This window comes from Pseudomonas sp. D2002 (assembly GCF_013385735.1).
Classification (GTDB): Bacteria; Pseudomonadota; Gammaproteobacteria; order Pseudomonadales; family Pseudomonadaceae; genus Aquipseudomonas.
This window is the reverse complement of the sequence record NZ_JACAPL010000007.1, coordinates 1-17860: the sequence shown is the minus strand read 5'-3', so window position 1 is coordinate 17860 and position 17860 is coordinate 1. Positions and strand designations below refer to the sequence as shown.

Annotated in this window: 6 protein-coding genes; 1 reads left to right on the top strand and 5 read right to left on the bottom strand. The window is 59.0% G+C overall.

The features are described 5' to 3' along the window. Positions 1 to 549 precede the first annotated feature (549 nt). From HX783_RS15785 to HX783_RS29980, 3 genes are all read right to left on the bottom strand, one after another. Positions 550 to 897, bottom strand: a complete 348-nt coding sequence (locus tag HX783_RS15785; protein WP_177017475.1) for a DUF3969 family protein — start codon at positions 895 to 897, stop codon at positions 550 to 552. A 377-nt stretch (positions 898 to 1274) separates the two neighbouring features. After that, a complete protein-coding gene (locus tag HX783_RS15780; protein WP_177017580.1) occupies positions 1275 to 1949 on the bottom strand; it encodes a hypothetical protein in 675 nt (224 codons plus the stop codon). Positions 1950 to 2257: 308 nt separating this feature from the next. Then, positions 2258 to 3265 (bottom strand): hypothetical protein, encoded by a 1008-nt coding sequence (locus HX783_RS29980; protein ID WP_256347184.1) that lies wholly within the window; start codon positions 3263 to 3265, stop codon positions 2258 to 2260. Positions 3266 to 3387: 122 nt separating this feature from the next. Between HX783_RS29980 and HX783_RS15770 the strand changes: the two genes are divergently transcribed. After that, complete coding sequence (locus tag HX783_RS15770) at positions 3388 to 3753, top strand: hypothetical protein (RefSeq protein WP_177017474.1); 366 nt, start codon at positions 3388 to 3390, stop codon at positions 3751 to 3753. A 68-nt stretch (positions 3754 to 3821) separates the two neighbouring features. Here HX783_RS15770 and HX783_RS15765 read toward each other — a convergent pair whose 3' ends face one another. Both HX783_RS15765 and HX783_RS15760 read right to left on the bottom strand, forming a co-directional pair. Beyond that, complete coding sequence (locus HX783_RS15765; protein WP_177017473.1) at positions 3822 to 4037, bottom strand: hypothetical protein; 216 nt, start codon at positions 4035 to 4037, stop codon at positions 3822 to 3824. A gap of 41 nt (positions 4038 to 4078) precedes the next feature. Then, on the bottom strand, positions 4079 to 17713 hold the full coding sequence (locus tag HX783_RS15760; protein ID WP_177017472.1) for a filamentous hemagglutinin N-terminal domain-containing protein: 13635 nt from the start codon (positions 17711 to 17713) through the stop codon (positions 4079 to 4081). Between the last annotated feature and the right edge of the window lie 147 nt (positions 17714 to 17860).

Sequence of the window (17860 nt, the reverse complement as noted above, 5' to 3'; positions counted from 1 at the left end):
CTGAATACCACCTTGGTGCTCCACGCCTCTCATCGCAGGTGTAATATTCCACCACTCTGCCTTACCACCAAATTTATTCTCTATAACATGATGAGCATCGTAATTTCTAGTAGCCTGATTTCCATATTTATCAATGTACGTTTCTTTTGGCCAGCTCGCGCCCGTATTTTTTCCCACTCTACTCGCAGACTTGGCAACTTACTATCAAACTCCGCCCTGTTCAGTTTCACCTCTTCTTTAGATAAACGTGAATAATTATTCTCTCGCAGATCAGCTTTCAAAAGTTCTAACTATTTAGGCGTGAACTGCCTGCCGGTCAAATTCTGGATGTCCGTAAGATATGACTTTGCATCCTTGGCCAACTACGATAATCATGGGCTGACCTTACTTTTCTTGGAGCGCCCACGCTGCACAGTTTCTACGCTTCAACGTCGGGGCTCGAAAACGCCTATACAACCTAATACCCAGCGAAACGGGGGGCGGGAAACCACTATTAAAAACTAAGAAATAGAAAACCGTGGCGCGGCCCACTCCCCTGCTAGCGCCACATCATTTCAATCGTGAGTGCGTCGAATAGGGATCTTGCGCAACCGAAAATTTTAAATATTCAGAAAAGCGATTTATCATTTTTCTCAATTCAGCATCAAACTTTAAGGGCAACAAATCTAGAATATCGTCCAACTCGCAGCACTCCATTATGAGCTCACACAACGCTGGGGAGAGACCTTTATCGCTCAGGATCCTGACGGTTCTAGGAGTGAACAACAAGCGCTCAGCCTCAGCAAGCGTCTTCACCTCATTACCCACTGCCGTCAGCAAGCCTATAGCGACAACGGCCAAGAACCGACAGGCTTCTTCAGGCTCATACAACTCTACCACCAGCGCTGGACTGTGCATCAATAGTTACTCCCATTTGTTCTGGCTTTCATATTGAAAACCTTCCCACTTTCACTCTAAGGAAAAATAGGGATCAGACCAGCCAGAAGATCGGATTGAGCTTTTCATTCACTTATACAAAAGTTTCATAGATCATGTTTGGGTCATCGTTGAGAATCAAATGCACTCGACCCATCAGCCGTACCGCCATGCGATACTTGCCTTCCGCTCGTAAAAATAGCGGTCAGACCACCCTTATGAACAAAATTCAATCAAGCCTCAACTATGCCCCTCACCTCTTCATCTTAAAATGGTGGTCTGACCCCGCTTTACTACAGCAAATATATCAACAGCAGTCGTATTCGTACCAAGCCCGCTAACTGTTGCTTTTGCACCATTCAACTCCTCAATGCTGGCAACGACAACACTTCATCGTACTGTGGCCAGTCTTCCCTCGCGCGTTTGAGCACACCTTGCATCAACTCGTCCAACTCAGGCACTGGCTGCTCGGGCGGCAATTGATCAAAGGGCGCGGCCAGCAGCGGATGATCAATCTTCTGCGGATTGGCTAAACCTTCCCACTGGCGCAGGCGCAGGATATAGAGAATTTCCACCGGCACGCGCTCCAAGTGCCAGTCCTGATTGAAGTCATAGGCATTCTTCTGGCTCTCTTTGCCGGTTTGCCAAGTGTGGCGGTCACACGCGGCCAACAGGCAGGGCATCAGGTCGTCGGGGCTGGGAGTGCGCCACTTGGCGAACAAGGCTTCGTAGATGGGTTCGTCGTAAGCATAAGTAGGCCATTGATGCGAGACATCGCCCACCCAATCGGCAAACACACGCAGCATAAAGGCTTGGGCGCGGCGGTGTTGCTCTTCGTACTCAATCACTAATTGATGCCCACGGTTGAGAGCCGCATGGGTGAGATAGCCCTGATGTATGACGGCATCCTTCCAGCCTAGGATCGCCATGGCGGCCATCATATTGGTGGCGGTTTGGATGCTGTAGTTTTGGCGGCGGCGATCATTGCCTGCCGCTTTGGCAATAATGTCGAACTGGCCCGCCCAGAAGAACAACTGCCAAATTCCTACTTGGTAATAGCGCAGCCAATGGGCTAATTCCAGAAGCCATTGCGGATTATCTGGTGCGGTTGCCAATACCTTGTGGGCTCGTGTGACGGCCATCCATTCGGAGCTACTACGCGTAACGTTGTCACTATTCGGTACAGGCATTGATGGCTTCGCAAATGCATCGCCGCGCTCAACATATTCACGGATGCCATTCAACTCGTATTCATCTGAGACGTGTGGCCCCTTGGCTATGCGCCCCAGCACACTTTTGTAGGAGGGCCATTTCGGGTTTACGCCCGAGCGCTCGCACTGAATTACTTCTTGGTCCATGGTTCCACCTTAAATTCTGCTACACCTGTTTTACCGGGGGCGGGAACACCGACTTTGACTGTGACACCTTGAACCTTGGCTTTTCCTGAATCCAACGCCGCTTGCAAAGCATCGCGTAAAGCAGGATCAGAGTCGGCAATTGATTTATTACCCAGCCACCCCTCCAACCGCGTCCTCGGGTCCCCATGCGGCGTACCGGCCTTATTCACGCCATTCACCGAAGACTTCGCATCCATCACCACCACGGTAATCGTATCGCCATTGATCGCCACCGCGCAGCCATCACAGCCGTGGTTGCTACCGTTCTGCAATGGCTTGAAATTGAGGCCGGTTTTTCCGTTGAGGGTTTGAAGGGCCAGTTGCTCGCCCAACACCCCATCATTTACAAGCGAACCGGTTTTCCAATTGGGAAGGTGCGACAGCGGGATACTTTCAAATGTCTGCCCAAACAGGTCTTCAACCCGGCTGAACTTGGGTGGGCTGATTGCATCAGGGATAACCTGCCCTGGTCCTTTTGGACCGACATTAAAATCCGTAGCACCCTCTACAACCTTACCATCAACGGAAATTGGGCCCTTATCGTAGCCTGCCGGGAGATTACCACTGTAAGTGGTCCTTGGATCCTTTGTAGCAACGGCTTCCCCTGCCTCTTTCGCGCCCGCCTTTTCCCCCACCAGCAGAAGAGATTTACCTTCAGCCAACTTGGCGGCACCCTTGAACAGCGCAATTTCTATCGCCGCCCGCGCTGCCGCCGTCCCATAATCACGGAGGGGATTAACGTCGCCTGGATAGGTATTCATACTGAACGAGGCGAGTACTTTGCTCCCCTGCGTGTATTCATAACGCGTTAGCAGTGCGCCCGTTGCCTGCATACCATCGTGGAAAGAGAGCGCGCCGCCCAAACCAGAAAGTGCAGGTGCAGCACAACCCACGGCGGTCACGCAGGCAGGTGCCGTTAGAATTGCGCCGCCGAATCCGCCTGCAGCACCCATTGCCCCCAGAATCGCGCGGCTCGCATTGCCAAGTATCCAAAGCGGGGCTCAACTCACTGTACAAAGACCGTTAGTATCTTGAGCTGGATCTGCGTAATCTCAAGACATCGTTGAGGCTTGAAATGATGAGCTACAAGGCGCCTGACATAGCTGTAAAAAAGCTATGGGTGCATCTGCTGGCGCATAATTTGATTCGGATGATCATGGCCAAATCAATGCTATTAGCTGTTTTTTCGCTACGCGAGCTTAGCTTTAAACATACCCTTCAATTATTCCTTGCGATGTGGCAGTACGGCGCTGACGAACAAGGCGATAGGGTGCAGGATTTACTCGCGTTGATCACCGGGAAACGTCTCGAAAACCGGCCAAGACGGATTGAGTATTGCGCAATGAAACAAAGCCCCAAGCCTTACCCGATGCTGATGCAAACGCGTTCAGCGGCAAGGGCCGAGGTCAAGAGAAATGGACACCCGAAGAAGTTTAAGTAAGTGCCATTCGATTCAGACCATTATTAAAAATCAGACCCACATATAACCAGTCGTGGCCGGATCCCTTGTTACGACACCCCCCAACCATACAACCCGAGCACCAGTGTCATCAGTCCCATAAAAAAGATCCCGGCGCCAATAGGCCACTTCAAAATCCTCGCCCAACTTTGGGGAAATGAAAACAGCGCAATGAGGCCAGTTCTCTTTCTGAACAGAACCCGATCCCCCCAGATCATGCCGGACACCCCCAGCACCATAACAAACAATCCCATTAACGCCATCATAGAAAAATCTCCAATAAAAAACACAATTCACACCTAAAACCTTAATGTTTAACCGGCGGACCACCAAAACTTTTCAAATAATCCTTTAGCGGCATTGTATACGTTACTGGAGTAGAAAGCCCACCACCAAAACCAAGAGTCAAACCATTAAAGTTTCCATCCTGGAAGTTGATCTGCATCCCGTAGTACTTACCCAGCCCAATATTAATAGCAGTAGGATCACCGCTGTCACCTCGGTGCAAGTTAACACCTAGACTAACACCCGCGTCGATGGCACTGCCCACTACATACTCAGTATTGTAGGGATTCAAATTAAAATCACCGGTACGATTGAAAGACCCGCTGAAGTTGACTCCGGCAGCACCTGCCGACATGGGAAACCAAACGTGCCCGCCGCCACTAACATCATAGGTTACTTTACCAAGCGCGGCGCCTAAAGAGCTCCACTGCTCGGGACTGCCCACAAATGAGGGAAGCGTTTCTAATGCTTTAAGGTTATTACCCTCATGAATATTAATCATTGCAGACCCAAGATCCAGCCCCCACTGAGGTGTATTTTTATATGCTTCCTGCACGGACACTGGCGCCTTCGAATATACCTGATATTCCGCAGGCTCCATGATCATAAAGGGTTTGCCGGTATCGCCGTCCAACAAGGTATAACTAACAACTTTCCCGGTGGCGTCCTGATTTGTCACAACATTACCATCTCTTATAGAACTTCCTCCTGACATACTCAGTATCGTTGCGCAGCCTACACTACCTGGGTTGTCTGCGCACGAAGCGTGCTTTTCAAGATAGTCATCAATATGCCCTTGATAATTATATTGCGTGGCATTTTTTGCCACCCAGCCGCCCTTCTCTATCGACTTCGCATCCGCATCTCTCTGCGAAGCAGCTGCAAGTACGCCCACAATCTGAGAGCTCATAGACAGCAGATTTTTATCCCCGCGAACCAGGGAGTCTAAGTGAACAACTGCAGCTTCATTGATCCCCGCCGCCAACGCACCGGTTTTAAAGTCCCCGCCCGTGGCTTGAGACAGCAGCCCCCCCACCATCGCATGAACAAGTACTTTCGGCGGGTAACCGTCCGTTAGCTTGCCCTTGGTAAAATCCCCAACGGCATTAAAGCTCGCAGCGGCCAATGTATTAAATAACGCGCCTTTTAGCGCATCACCAATATCTCCGCCTTGTCCCAACGCTTTACTCAATAAAGTCGAGGTGGTGTTTTGCAAGGCCTGATTAGCCGCAAACTGCCCTACCCCCGTCCAAGTGCTGAGCGAAGGTGAAGTGATAACAGCGCCCGTCGCCGGATTGGTCTGTGTCCCCGTCCAACCATCGAAAAGACCTGCTGTCAGTCCCGCGGTCACACCTGAAATAACGTACCCCTTCATGGCATTCGAGGAAGTGACATCTTTGAGCACTGCACCAAGATTGCCTTTGTTATTGATGAGGCTAACCGTCGCATTTGTCGCAGCTCCGGCGGCAACAGCCCCTGCGGCCGCCGATATACCCGCGGCGGTTTCTGAGGTAATCGTCCCTGCAATCACCGCCCCTTCCGTAGCGGTCCCCATCGCGCCTGCCGCTAGTGGCCCGACAACCGCAGCCATCACAATCGCAATAATGATCTGCGAAGCAGGACCAAGCCCAGAGTTGCTGTACTTGAAGCTGTCGTGGATTTCTTTGACCTGATGCCAATCCACATCACCACGTTTTTCTGCATCCTTGATCCAAGCCAACTGCGGATCAGCCTTAACCATCGCATCAATAGACTGGCTGACGGTTTGCTGATTGACCTGAGTTACGTCAATCTTCAGCCCATCCACTGCTTTGATCGCAATATTTCCAGCAGCAGCCATTTGGGTTTGATGCAACGTCTCGTCAGTATTGCCCTTGCCTTTAGAGGAGAGCCAGAACGCGTTGTTATTGGACTTCTCGTGACTTTCCTGATGAAGATCCTTTTTCGCTTCAAAGTCGATTGAACCGCCACTGTCCAGCGTAATGTCCTGGCCGCTTTCAAGTTTGGCGACTTGGTACACCTGGTCACCGCCACTCTTAAGCGTGAGGTCACCACCGGTTTTGATTTCGCTACCGATGTTGGTGACTTTGGTCACTTCATCGCGCTGGGTTTTCTTACTGCCCCAACTGCCCTTCTTCTTCATGTCATACAGCGAATAATCGCTGTCTTCCGCCGATAACAACCCCAGGTTGCCGCCCGCCACCAGATACGCTTCATCACCCGCACTGATACGGCTGGCAATCATCGCCAGGTCCTTACCCGCACCGAGCGAGACATCCCCACCGGCACTCAGCGTCGTCGAGACCTGGCTGACATGATCTTCCTGACGCTTTTCCTTTTTGGATTTGCTGGAGGAGTGCTCCTCATCCGCAGCCGATGCCAGCGTCATGTCGCCGCCAGCGCTCATGCTGATGTCGCGCTTTGCATCGATCTGGCTGGCGATAGCGGTGAGGTCGCGCCCCGCCGAGACGTTGATATCGCGACCTGCATCGACGCTTGAGCCGTACTGCGTGGTGTTGCTCGATTGCAGACGCTTACCCATATCGGTGGCATTGCGGCCCTCGGCAGAGACAAGGTTCACGTCGCGCCCGGCCGCAATCGTCGTGTCACGACCGCTTTGCAGAAAGCCGCCTTGGCTGGTGACGTTTTGACCAGCCTGGATACTCAGGTCATTAGCCGCCTCCACCCGAGCCGCACTGTCCACATAGTCCCGATGCTGCGAATACCCTCGCCCGCTGTCGTCCCACCCGGTCACGCTGCGTTCGTTGATCACATCGCCATTGATCGCGGTCATCGTCACGTCGCGCCCGGCAATGATGCCGCCGGCTTTGTTGACGATATTGTTACCGGCCAGCAGGTCCAGGCGATTGCCCGCTTCAATCAGCCCGCTGTTGGTCAGGTCGTTGGCGGCCTTGGCCGACAGGTTGTTGTTGGCGCGCAGGGTGCCGGCGTTGACCAGGTTTTCGCCGGCGATCAGGTTCAGGTCATTACCGGCGATCAAGGCACCGTTCGGAGCCAGGCGGTTGTCGGCCTGGGCCAGGTACAGCACCGGCACCAGGACTTTTTCACCGTTCACTTCGTGCTCTTCCAACCACACGATGTCGTGGGTCAAGGCGGCAACCTGTTGCGAGGTGAGGCTTACGCCCATCGACAGGTTCAGCTGCTGTTTGCTGCTGATCGCGTTGTCCATCAGGTACTTGAACAGCTTTTCGTCGGTGTTCTGGCCGTCGATAAAGCGTTGACCGGTACGCGCTTGCACCGCCTGCTGAACCAGGCGCTGTTCGTAGAGGCCATCGCCCAGGCGTTTCCAGCTCTCATCGGGGTTGTAGCCCAGGCCTTGCAGCAGGTAGTCCGAGCTCATGAATTGGGTGAGGTTGGTGAGTACCGGGTTGGTCTCGATCAGGTACTTGTGCGGTTGCGAAGACGCACGGCTGTCTGGCAGGCCCTGGACCCGGCTGAAGGTTTGGCTGGCCAACGGCGTGGGTTGGCCCACGGCCGTTTGCGGCGCAATGGCAGCCACGTGGGTGCCGCGATCACTCACGTCGGGGCGAACGCCGCCCGCAGCGAGGTCATCGCCAGCGGTATGCACAGCCCGGGCGGCACGGTCGGCTGCCGACAGACCCGACAGGTCCACCGCAGGCTCGGAACCCTGCGCCGGGTTGCGCGCATCTATGCCCGCTACACGGGTGATGTCGCCGCCACCAGTGCGGCCGGGTTGTAAGGGCTGCCCGTCAGCGTTGCCGACAGCGTCAATCTTGATCGCGCTGGCGACGGCGTTGATTGCGCCAGCCTCACGCGCAGTCAAGGTGATTTGATGGGTACTGGCGATGACTTGGGCAGCCCCCGCCACCTGGATCGTACGCCCCTGGTTTTCGGCCAGCGCCTGTTCACGCTTGGCCGGGTCGATACTGGCGCTGCCCAGCGCCCACGCCTGAGGCCCGCCTGGGTTAGCGGCAGCCTGGCCGCTGGTGCCGCCGTCGCCACTCAAGCGGAACAAGCCGTTCTGCCCGCTTGGCAAGCCGAAGCCTGGCAGGGTTAATGGGTTGACTTGGCGTTGGGCAAGGTCAGGCGGCAGCTGTGCATTCAGCACCACCACTTGGGTTTTGTTGGCGCCCACACCGGTATTCAACGAGCGGTCACCCACCGCCAGCGCCGTTTTGAGCACGGTGATGTTGTTGATGTTTTTACTGGCGGTGAGTTGAGCGTTGCCGCCGGCCTGGATAATCGCCGGGGCGACTACTTGCGTGCCGCCTTCGACCGGTATGGGCGCATTGATCCCCGAAAACAGCGACGGGCTGAACCGAGTCATCAACGCGGCAAACGCCGCCTCATCCACCGGCGAGCCTTGAGGGTGCGCGTTGTTATACGCCTGCACCGCCGCGACCATCTGGTTGTACTGGCCCTTGGAGACTTTGGTAACGGCGCTGTATTCCTTGCTGCGGGTGCCGGAGCCACCGATGGCTGCCAGGTTCTGGATGTTCTCGCTGGTGATCGACAGGTCATTGGCCGCCGACACCACGCTGTAGCGGTTGGTGAAGTTTTGGCCGGTAATCACCATGTTGCGCCCGGCGCTGAGGGTGGCCGAAGGTGAGGTTTCCTCGACCACACTTTCAACCGTGCGACTCAGGGTCACCGCAGGCCTTCTGTCACTCCAGCCGCCGCTGCAATGTTGCGTGCAGCGAATGCCGACGCCCACCGACGTCAGCTTCTGGTTGAGCTGGAATTTCTCACGCTCGTTGACCACGTCATTGGCCGACAGCCTGAGGTCGCCCCGGCTTTCGATGCTGGCAGAAACGTTGCGCACGCTCTGTGCGGCTGTCCCGCCGGCAACACCGGCCACCGTCAGGTTGCCCAGGCTGTAGAAATCCGAATAGTTGTTGGTCAGGCTGCCCACATTGAACGTGGCGTCCTGGCCACTGAACACGAGGCCGCGCGCACCGATATCGCCCGCCACATGATCGTTGAGCAGGCTTTGCGCCGTCAGGTCCAGGTTTTGCGCCGCGCCCAGCGACCCGGTGTTGACGACGCTCCCCGCATCGATTCGCAGGCCGCTGCCGGCGGTGAGGCGTCCGCGGTTGGTCAGTTGGCCGCCGACACCCACGTGAGTGGCGCCGCCGCCTGCCAGGCTGCCGGCTTCCTTGAGGGTCATTTGCGCGGCGGTAAGGTCCAGCGTACCGACACTGGTGATTCGACCGTTGCCTTCATAACCGCCGGCCAAGTGCACGGCCACGCTGCCGTCACTGGCAATCAAGCCATCGTTGTTCCAGTTGCCGCCGCTGCCGACCAGGCTCTGCGACGCCAGCAGCTGCCCGTCTGCGGTCTGGTTCAGGGTGTTGACGTTCACCGTCAAACGGCCTGCCTGGATCACACTGCTGTTGGTCCAGGTGTCCGCCGTCAGGGTCAAGCCGCCGCGCGTCACCACATTGCCACCGGCACGGGTGAGGTTGGCAGTGGCGATATCAAAGGTGCCGGTGCCGCCATGCAACACACTGCCGCCCTGGTTTTGCAAGCTGCCGGTCAGGGTGAAGTCGCTGTTGGAGGTCTCCAGCCGGCCATTGCGGTTGTCGATCTGCCCAGCCACCTGAACCGTGGTTTTGCCGTTGCTGCCGAGGGCGCGTAGTTGGCCACCGACGTTGTCCACATCAGCGGCCAACAGGTTCAGCGTGGTGTCGCTTTCGATCACCCCGGCCTGGTTGCGCAACGCGCCGCTGAGCCCCAGGTCGATCACGCCAGCACCGATCTGGCCGCTGCTGTTGTCCAGCGTTTGCCCGCCGACCCGCACCAGGCCCTTGGCGTACAAGCCGCCGTTGGCGTTGGCGAAATAGTTGGCGTTGACCACTGCATCGCCCGTTTGCGCGGCGATGCGCCCGTTCTGGTTGTCGATGCGGTTGGCAAGCAGGTTCAGGCCCTGGGCGCTGACCAATTTGCCGCTCTGGTTATTGATATCACCGCCGACGCTCAAGCCCAGGCCGGTCTGGCCCTGCACCTTGCCCTGGGCGTTGTTCAGGCCTGCAGCATTCAACTGCACGTCGGCGTCCTGGCTGTAGATCAAGCCGTCGGTTTGGTTTTGCACGCTGCCGGTGCTGGTGATGACCACCCGCTCTTTACCAGCGAGGGTGCCGCGCTCGCTGTTGTCCAAACCACCGGTGAGCAGGGTCAGCAGGCTTTGGCTGATGATCTGGCCATCGGCGTTGTTGTAGACCTGGTTCGCCCGCTTCAGCAGCAGCGGCCCGGCGCTGGCCAGCTTGCCGCCGCTGTTGTTGAGGTTGCCGAGCAAGTCGAGGGTCATGCGCCCGTTGGTGATCAGGCTGCCGCCGTTGTTGCTCAAGTCGGTGCCGGTGAAGGTAAACGCTTGTTGGGCGGTCATCTTGGCTTGGTTGGCCAGGGTGGCCGCTTGCACCTCCAGTTCGGCGCCGCTTTCGATCAAACCACCCGCGCCATTCACCAACGCGCCGGTCACTGCCAACTTTTGCCCGGTGCCGCTGGACAGCACGCCTTCGTCACGGTTATCCAGGCTGGCCGCATTCACGTCCAAACGCCCGTGGCTGACCAGTGCGCCCGCCGTGTTGTTTTGCAGCGCGCCGCTCAGGCGCACATCAATCGCGCCGCTGCGGCTGGAGAGTGTGCCGTGGTCGCGGTTGTCGAGGTTGCCGCCGCTGACGCTCAGGCCTTGCCAGCCGCTCAACAAACCCTTGGTGGTATTCACCAACGTGTCCGCGTTGACGCTCAGCGTCTGGCTGCTGATCAACTTGCCCGCGCTGTTATCGAGGCTGCGCGCCGTCACCGAGAAGCCTTGCAGGCTGGAGATTTCGCCGCCGCTGTTGTTGAGGTCGCGCAGGTTTTTAAGGGTCAGTGGGCCGTTGGCGAGCAGCAGGCCGTTGCGGTTATCCAAATCATTGTTGTTCAGGTCGAGGGTCACGCCCTGCTCGCCGACGATCCGCCCGCCTGCCGCAGCCAGCGCATTGACGCTAACAGCCATCGCACCTTTGGCCGAAACTTCACCACCGTTGCCGGTGTTCAGGCTGGCAGCGTTGAGGTTCAAGGTGCCGAGGCTATTGATCAGGCCCTTGTCCTGGTTATTCAACTGGCCGTCGCTGCTCAGCAGCAGGTCGCCGCGGCTGTTTACCGTGCCGCCACGGTTATCCAGGGCGGCGGCGCGGGCGTCTAGGCTGGCAGCGCCAATCATGCCGTTGAGGTTGGCCAGCGCTTGGTTGATGCGCAGGGTCAGGCCTTGGTTGCTCAGCAGCTTGCCGTTGCTGTTATCCAGGCTTTGCGCAGCCAGAGTGAAGGCCTGGCCGCTGGAGATTTCGCCGTTCTGGTTGCTGACGGTGTTGAGGTGAGTGAGCTGCAGCGGGCCTTTGGCATTGAGGAAGCCGCCGCTGTTGTTCAGCGCGCCATTGTTCAGGTCCAGGCTCAAGCCGGCGTTGCTGAACAGCTTGCCGCCTTGCTGTTCCAGGCCAGTGACGCTGGCGGTCACGCCCTTCTCGCCGCCGATGCTGCCACCGTTATTCAACTGCGCGGTGGTCAACGTCAAGGTGTCGCTGCTGTTGAGGTGGCCGCCCTGGTTGTTCAGCACGCCGGTACTGACCAGCGCCGCGCCCTTGCCGCTGATGACGCCTTGCTGGTTGCCGAGGCTCGCGCTGTGCAGCGTCAGGTTGCCATCGGTGACCAACTTGCCGTTCTGGTTATCCAGGCCACCGGTGACGGCGACGCTCAACCCTTGGGCGCTGGAAAGGCTGCCCTGGTTGTTGATGAGGCTGCGCGCCTTGACGCTCAGCGCGTCCTCGCTGCTCAACGCGCCTTGGCTATTGTCCAGGTCGCCCGCCAGCTCCAGCATCAACGGTTGTTGGCTGAGCAGCTTGCCGCCGGTGTTGTCCAGTGACGTGCCGGTGAGGGTCAGGCGCTGGCCGTTCAACTCACCGAGGGCGCGGTTGATCACCTGGTCCACCGCCAGGGTCAGGCTACCGTCAGCAAACACCGAGCCTTTGTCACTGTTGTTCAACTGCTGGCCGGTGATGCTGACGTCTGCGTTGCCGCTCAACGCGCCCGTGCGGTTGTCGATGCTACCCACGTCGAGTTTCAGCGCTTTTGTCGCGCCTACCAGACCGTTGCGGTTATCCAGGTGGGCGCCGCTGAGGTGCAGGCCTGCGGTGCTGATCAGCTTGCCATTCTGGTTGTCGAGCTGGTTGATGGTGGCAGTCACCTGCGCCTTGCCGGCGATCTCGCCACTGCGGTTGTCCAGGGCGGCGCCGGTCAGCAGCAAGTCACCGTCAGCAACCACGCTGCCGCGCTGGTTATCCATAAGCTCGGTGGCGCTGATCGCGACATCGCCACGGCCACTGAGCATGCCGTCGGTATTGTTCAAACGGGTGCTGCGGGCGTCCAGGCCAACGGCGTTGATATGGCCTTTGACGTTGGCCAGCAGTTGCTCAACGCGCAAGGTCAGCCCTTGGTTGCTGATGAGTTTGCCGTTGCTGTTGTCGAGGTTTTTTGCCGCCAGGGTGAAGGCGTTCTGGCTGGAGATTTCGCCGTGCTGGTTGTCGATGTTGGCGAGGTTGTTCAGCACCAGGATCGGCGCGTTAATCACGCCCGCGTTGACCAGCTCGCCATTGTGCAGGTCGAGGTTCAGTTGGGTGGTGCTCAACAGCTCGGCACCGCCCAGCTGGGTGAGGCCGGTGAGGCTGGCGTTCAAGCGGCCAACGCTGCGGATATGCCCGCTGTTGGTGACTTGGGCGGCCGTCAGGTCGAGGCTGTCGGCACTGGTGACGTAGCCCTCGACACCGTTTGTAAACGCGCCGGTGGTGAGGGTTGCGGCGCCCTGGCTTTTGATCCGGCCGCCGGAGTTATCCAGGCTGGCGCTGGTCAGCGTGAGGTTTTGCGCGCTCTCCACGGTACCGTTTTGGTTAAGCAACTCTGTCGCGCTGGCGATCCTCAGCGGGCCGGCGCTGGAGAGGCTGCCGCCAGTGTTATCGATGCGCTGGGCAGCCAGGTCCAGCGACCCTTCGCTGCTGAGTTTGCCGCCCATGTTGTCCAGCCTCGCCGACAACTGCAGCGTCAGCGAACGCTTGGCACCGACGGTGCCGTCCGTGTTATCCAAACGGGCGCCGCTCAAACGCGCGTCCTGGGCGAAGACCAAGCCTTTGGCCTGGTTGATCACTTCATCCATCGCCAGTTCCAGCGCCGTCCCGGCCAACAGCTTGCCGCCGCTGTTATCGAGGCGCTGGCCGTGGAGGTCGATGTTCTGCTGGCTGGAGATTTCCCCGGCGCGGTTATCGACACGGTTGATCGCGAGTTTCAGCGCTTTTGTCGCGCCGAGGACGCCGCCGTCGCGGTTATCCACGCTGTCGGCGTTGAGCGTCAGGTTGCCCTGGGCGACCAGTTGACCGCCCTGCTGGTTGAGAACGCCGACGGTGGCCTCCAGATCATCCTGACTGGCAATACGCCCCTTGGCGTTTTCAACATTCTCGACGTTCAGGCGCACCGGGCCGATGGCGCTGACCAAGCCGCCGTTCTGGTTGTTCAGGGATTGCCCGGTGAGCCCCAGCGCCTGCTTGCTGTTGAGCACGCCGGCTCGGTTATCCAACTGGCCGACGTGCAGGTTCAGGTCCTGATTGGCACGCACCGCGCCGCCACGGTTGTCCAGGCTGTTGCTGCGCAGGGTCAGCAGGTTTTGCCCCGAGAGGCGGCCTGCACGGTTGTCCACGCTGCCGGCCTGGATATCCATGGCGCCTTTGGCGAGCACGCCGCCTTTGGCTTGGTTATCCAACAGGCCGTCGACCCTCACCGTCAGGCTGCCGTCACTCACCAGGCTGCCGGATTGGCTGTTATCGAGGCTGGCCGAGGTCACATTCAAACGCTGGCCGCTGCCCAAGGTGCCGCCGCTGTTGAACAAGGCGCCTGAAGTGGTCAGATCAAGGCTGTCGTCGCCCATGACTTGGCCGTCGAGGTTGTTCAACCGAGCCGCCTGAACGTTGAGCGCAGCGGCAGTAATCAGGCCTTTGACGTTGGTCAGCGCCTGGTCGAGCTTGAGGGTCAGCGCTTGATCGCTGAGCAGTTTGCCGTCGCTGTTATCCAGGCTCGTCGCGGCCAGCGTGAAGGCGTTTTCGCTGGAGATTTCGCCGTTCCTGTTGGCGACCGTCGACAGGTTGTTAAGCAGCAAGTGACCCGGCGCATGGATCAGGCCACCGGCGTTATTGAGGTGGCCCTGATTCATGTTCAGGCTCAGGTCGCTGAGGCTGTAGAGCTTACCGCCGCCGCGCTGGTCAAGGCCGGTGACGCTGGCGGTGAGGGCCTGGTTGCTGGCGATTTGGCCGTCGAACCGGTTATCCACCTGCCCTGCCGTGAGGTCGAGGCGCTCGGCACTGGTCAGGCGCCCGCTGTACTGGTTATTCAGCGAGCCGGTAGTGACTTGCACGGCGCCGTCGCCGATGAGTTTGCCGCCACGGTTGTCGAGGCTGGCGCTGTTGAGGGTCAGCGCCATGGCGCTGAGCAGTTCACCGCTGACGTTGCTGAGTGCACCGGTGGTGGTCACGTGCTGCGCCGCGCCGCTGCTGATACGGCCGGCGTCGTTATTCAGCGTGGTGGCTTGCAATGTGAGGTTGCCATCGCCGCGTACGGTGCCTTGTTGATTGTTCAGGTGACCCAGGGTCAGTTGCATCGCACCGTTGGCCAGCAGGCGCCCGCCGTGGCTGTTGTCAAACAGGTCGGCATTGGCCTGCATCGCCCCCGCCGACGCGACGCTGCCGCCGCTGTTATCAAACTGGCCGATGCTCAGGTTCAGCTGTTGGCCGCTGACGAAACGCCCGCCATGGTTGATCGCGATGCCGTTGCTGGTGACGCTGAGCAAGGTGTCGCCTTGCAGCAGGCCCTGGCTGTTGTCCAGCGTCAGGCTGCTCAGGGTGGTGGTCGCGCCGATGATTTCGCCCTGGCGATTGTCCAGCGCGGTGTCGACGAATACCTTCAGGTCATCACGTACTTTCAGCGAACCTTCGGCGTTGACCAGGCTGTTGGCGCGCAGGTCCAACCCTGTGGCCGCGACCAGGCCCTTGGTGTTATCCAACGCCTTGGCGATGCGCACCAACAGCCCTTGCTCGCTGAGCAATTTGCCGCCGCGGTTATCGAGGCTGTCGGCGTTGAAGGCCAGCGCCTGGGCGCTGGAGATTTCGCCACCGCTGTTATCCACACTGTTGAGGTTGCTCAGCAGCAACGCACCCGGCGCATGGATCAAGCCGCCCTGGTTGTTCAGGTGGCCGTGGTTCAGGTCGAGGCTCACGCCCGCCTGGCTGTAGAGGTTGCCCTTGGCGCTGTTGTCGAGGCTGGCGGCGCTGATTTGCAGCTGGCCCACCGCACTTAACAGGCCGGTTTGGTTGAGCAATTGCGCGCTGATCAGCGCAGTCAGGCGGCCGTCGCTGGTCAGCTTGCCGCCGCTGTTGTCCAGGCTACCGGCGGTGAGGTCAAACGCTTGGCCGGCGAACAGTGTGCCCTGGCGGTTATCGAGCAGGCCCAGGCTGTTGAGGTTGAGGGTGGTGTCGCCTTGCAGCAGGCCTTGGCGATTGTCCAATGAACCGCTGCTGACCGACGCCGTGCGCGCCAACACTTTGCCGTTGCGGTTATCCAGCGCCGCGTCGACCTGTGCGAGCAGGCCGTCACCGGCGCTGAGTGTGCCGCCATTGTTGTTCAGGCTGCCGGCATGCATATCCAGGGCTTTGGACGAGACCAGGCCTTGGGTATTGTCGAGCGCCTGGGCGATGCGCAGGGTCAGCGCCTGCTCGCTCAGAAGTTTGGCGTTGCGGTTGTTCAGGGTGTCGGCAGCCAGGGTAAAGGCCTGGCTGCTGGAGATTTCGCCGCCCTGGTTATCGACGCTGTTGAGGTTGCTCAGTAGCAAGCGCCCTGGCGCATTGATCACGCCGCCGCTGTTATTCAGGTGCCCGCGATTGAGGTAGAGGCTGACATCGCCTTGGCCGAACAGGCGCCCGTCATTGTGCTGATCAAGGCTTGCGACATTGGCATTGAGCACCTGCCCGCCGCTGATGCGCCCGCCTTCGCTGTTGTCGACGTGGCCGGCTTTCAAGTCCAGGCGCACATCGCCGCGCACAGTGCCGTGCTGGTTATTCACCTGGCCTGTGGCATTGAGGGTCAGTGACTGTCCCGCCGACACTAGACCGGCAACGTTATCCAAGGCCGCCAGTTGCAGCGTGACCTGCGCCTGGCTCGACAGCTCGCCGTTGCGGTTGATCAGTTGGCCGATACCTGCGGTCAGGTTGCCGGTGCTGGTGACCAGGCCGCCTTGGCTGTTGAGCAGTTGGTCGGCGTTGATGCCGAGGCTACCGGCGCTGAGGATGCGGCCTTGGTTTTGGTTGTCGATCTGCGTGGCGTTCAGTTGTGCAGCGCGTTGGGCGCTCAACGTACCGCCTTGGTTGGCGAGTTCGCCGGTGGTGACGCTGAGGTCGCGGCTGGCGATCACGGTCTTGCCGGTGTTGTCGAGGGACTGCGCGGTCAGGCGTACGTCGCCTTGGGTGTTGCGGCTGTTATCGGCGTTGACGCCGGCTTCGATGATGCCGTTGTTGGTCAGCCGGCCACCGGCGTCCAGGGTGATGCTGTCTTTAGCGGCGAGGGTTTGCTGGTTGGTCAGTGCGCCTTGGGTTTTGATCGCCAAATCCGTACCGGCATAGACCGCGCCTTTGGCCTCGACACTCTGCGCCTTGACGTTAACGGCCGTACCGGCCGAGGTCTGGCCCATCACCACATTGCCAGCGGCATCAATCTGAATATCGCCGCCAGCGACCATGTCACCCGACAGCCGCACACCCACACCAGCCTCGGTGCCCACCAGCTTGACCGCGCCCACATACATGCCGCCGAGCGCCGACGAATCAATCGCCAAATCCGGCGCCTGGCTGCCGTCCGCTGCGCGTGCCGTGGCGTTCAAGGTGCGGGCGTCGACGTCGTTGCGACCGGCGACGATGGTGAGTTTTTTCGCCTGGATCTGCGCGTTGATGGTGGTGGCGCGGGTGATGATTTCGAACTGATCGACGTTGCTCGCGTTCAGGCCAGCGCCTTCGATGGCGACGCTGCCTTTATCGACTTGATAGCGGCTGATCTGGCCGTTTTCGATCACCGCTTTACCGGTGGTGAGCGTGGCTTGCGGCGTATTGATAAAGCCGCAGCCGTTGCAGCTGATGCCGTACGGGTTGGCGACGATTACATGCGCCGACTGCCCCGCCACTTCGGTGTAGCCGCGCAGTTGGCTGGGGCTGCCGCCATTGACTTCATTGAGGATGATATTGGCGGCGGTGCCGCGAAAATTCGGGTTGCCGAGAATAATCCCGCCCAGTTGCGTGGATTCGGTCCGATTGGTCGAGTTGTTGAGAATGACGCCGTTGGCACCGACGTTGTAGTCATGGAATTGGTTGTGCGACAGCCCGTTGGCGTTCGGCGCGGCGATGTTGACGATGGGCACGCCATTGCCCGCTTGCGCCAGGCCCGTGCCCGGTGCGCTCACCACGATGCCGTCGGCCTGGGCCAGCAATGGCTGCCAGAACATGGCGTTGGCCAGAATCAACGCTAACCCACGTTTAGGCAGCCCCAGGAAGTGGGAACGGCTTTTTACGGCAGCAGAAGGCTGTCGCGCGAGGAAGGCGAACTGGCGAACGTCCATGTCATGTCCCGGTGCCCGAAGGCGGCAAATAATTTAAAGAAAGAAATCCAGACGGAAATAGATCGGCGCTTCACGTTCCGTGATCGCAGCCGGTCGTTCCAAAGAGTGGGCGAAGGTCACCGTGGCGGCGACGTTCTGGCCGCGGGC

Bases quoted from the DNA above. Each gene is read 5' to 3' on its own strand.
- HX783_RS15785 (WP_177017475.1), bottom strand. From the start codon at position 897: ATGCACAGTCCAGCGCTGGTGGTAGAGTTGTATGAGCCTGAAGAAGCC.
- HX783_RS29980 (WP_256347184.1), bottom strand. From the start codon at position 3,265: ATGGGTGCTGCAGGCGGATTCGGCGGCGCAATTCTAACGGCACCTGCC.
- HX783_RS15770 (WP_177017474.1), top strand. From the start codon at position 3,388: ATGATGAGCTACAAGGCGCCTGACATAGCTGTAAAAAAGCTATGGGTG.
- HX783_RS15765 (WP_177017473.1), bottom strand. From the start codon at position 4,037: ATGATGGCGTTAATGGGATTGTTTGTTATGGTGCTGGGGGTGTCCGGC.
- HX783_RS15760 (WP_177017472.1), bottom strand. From the start codon at position 17,713: ATGGACGTTCGCCAGTTCGCCTTCCTCGCGCGACAGCCTTCTGCTGCC.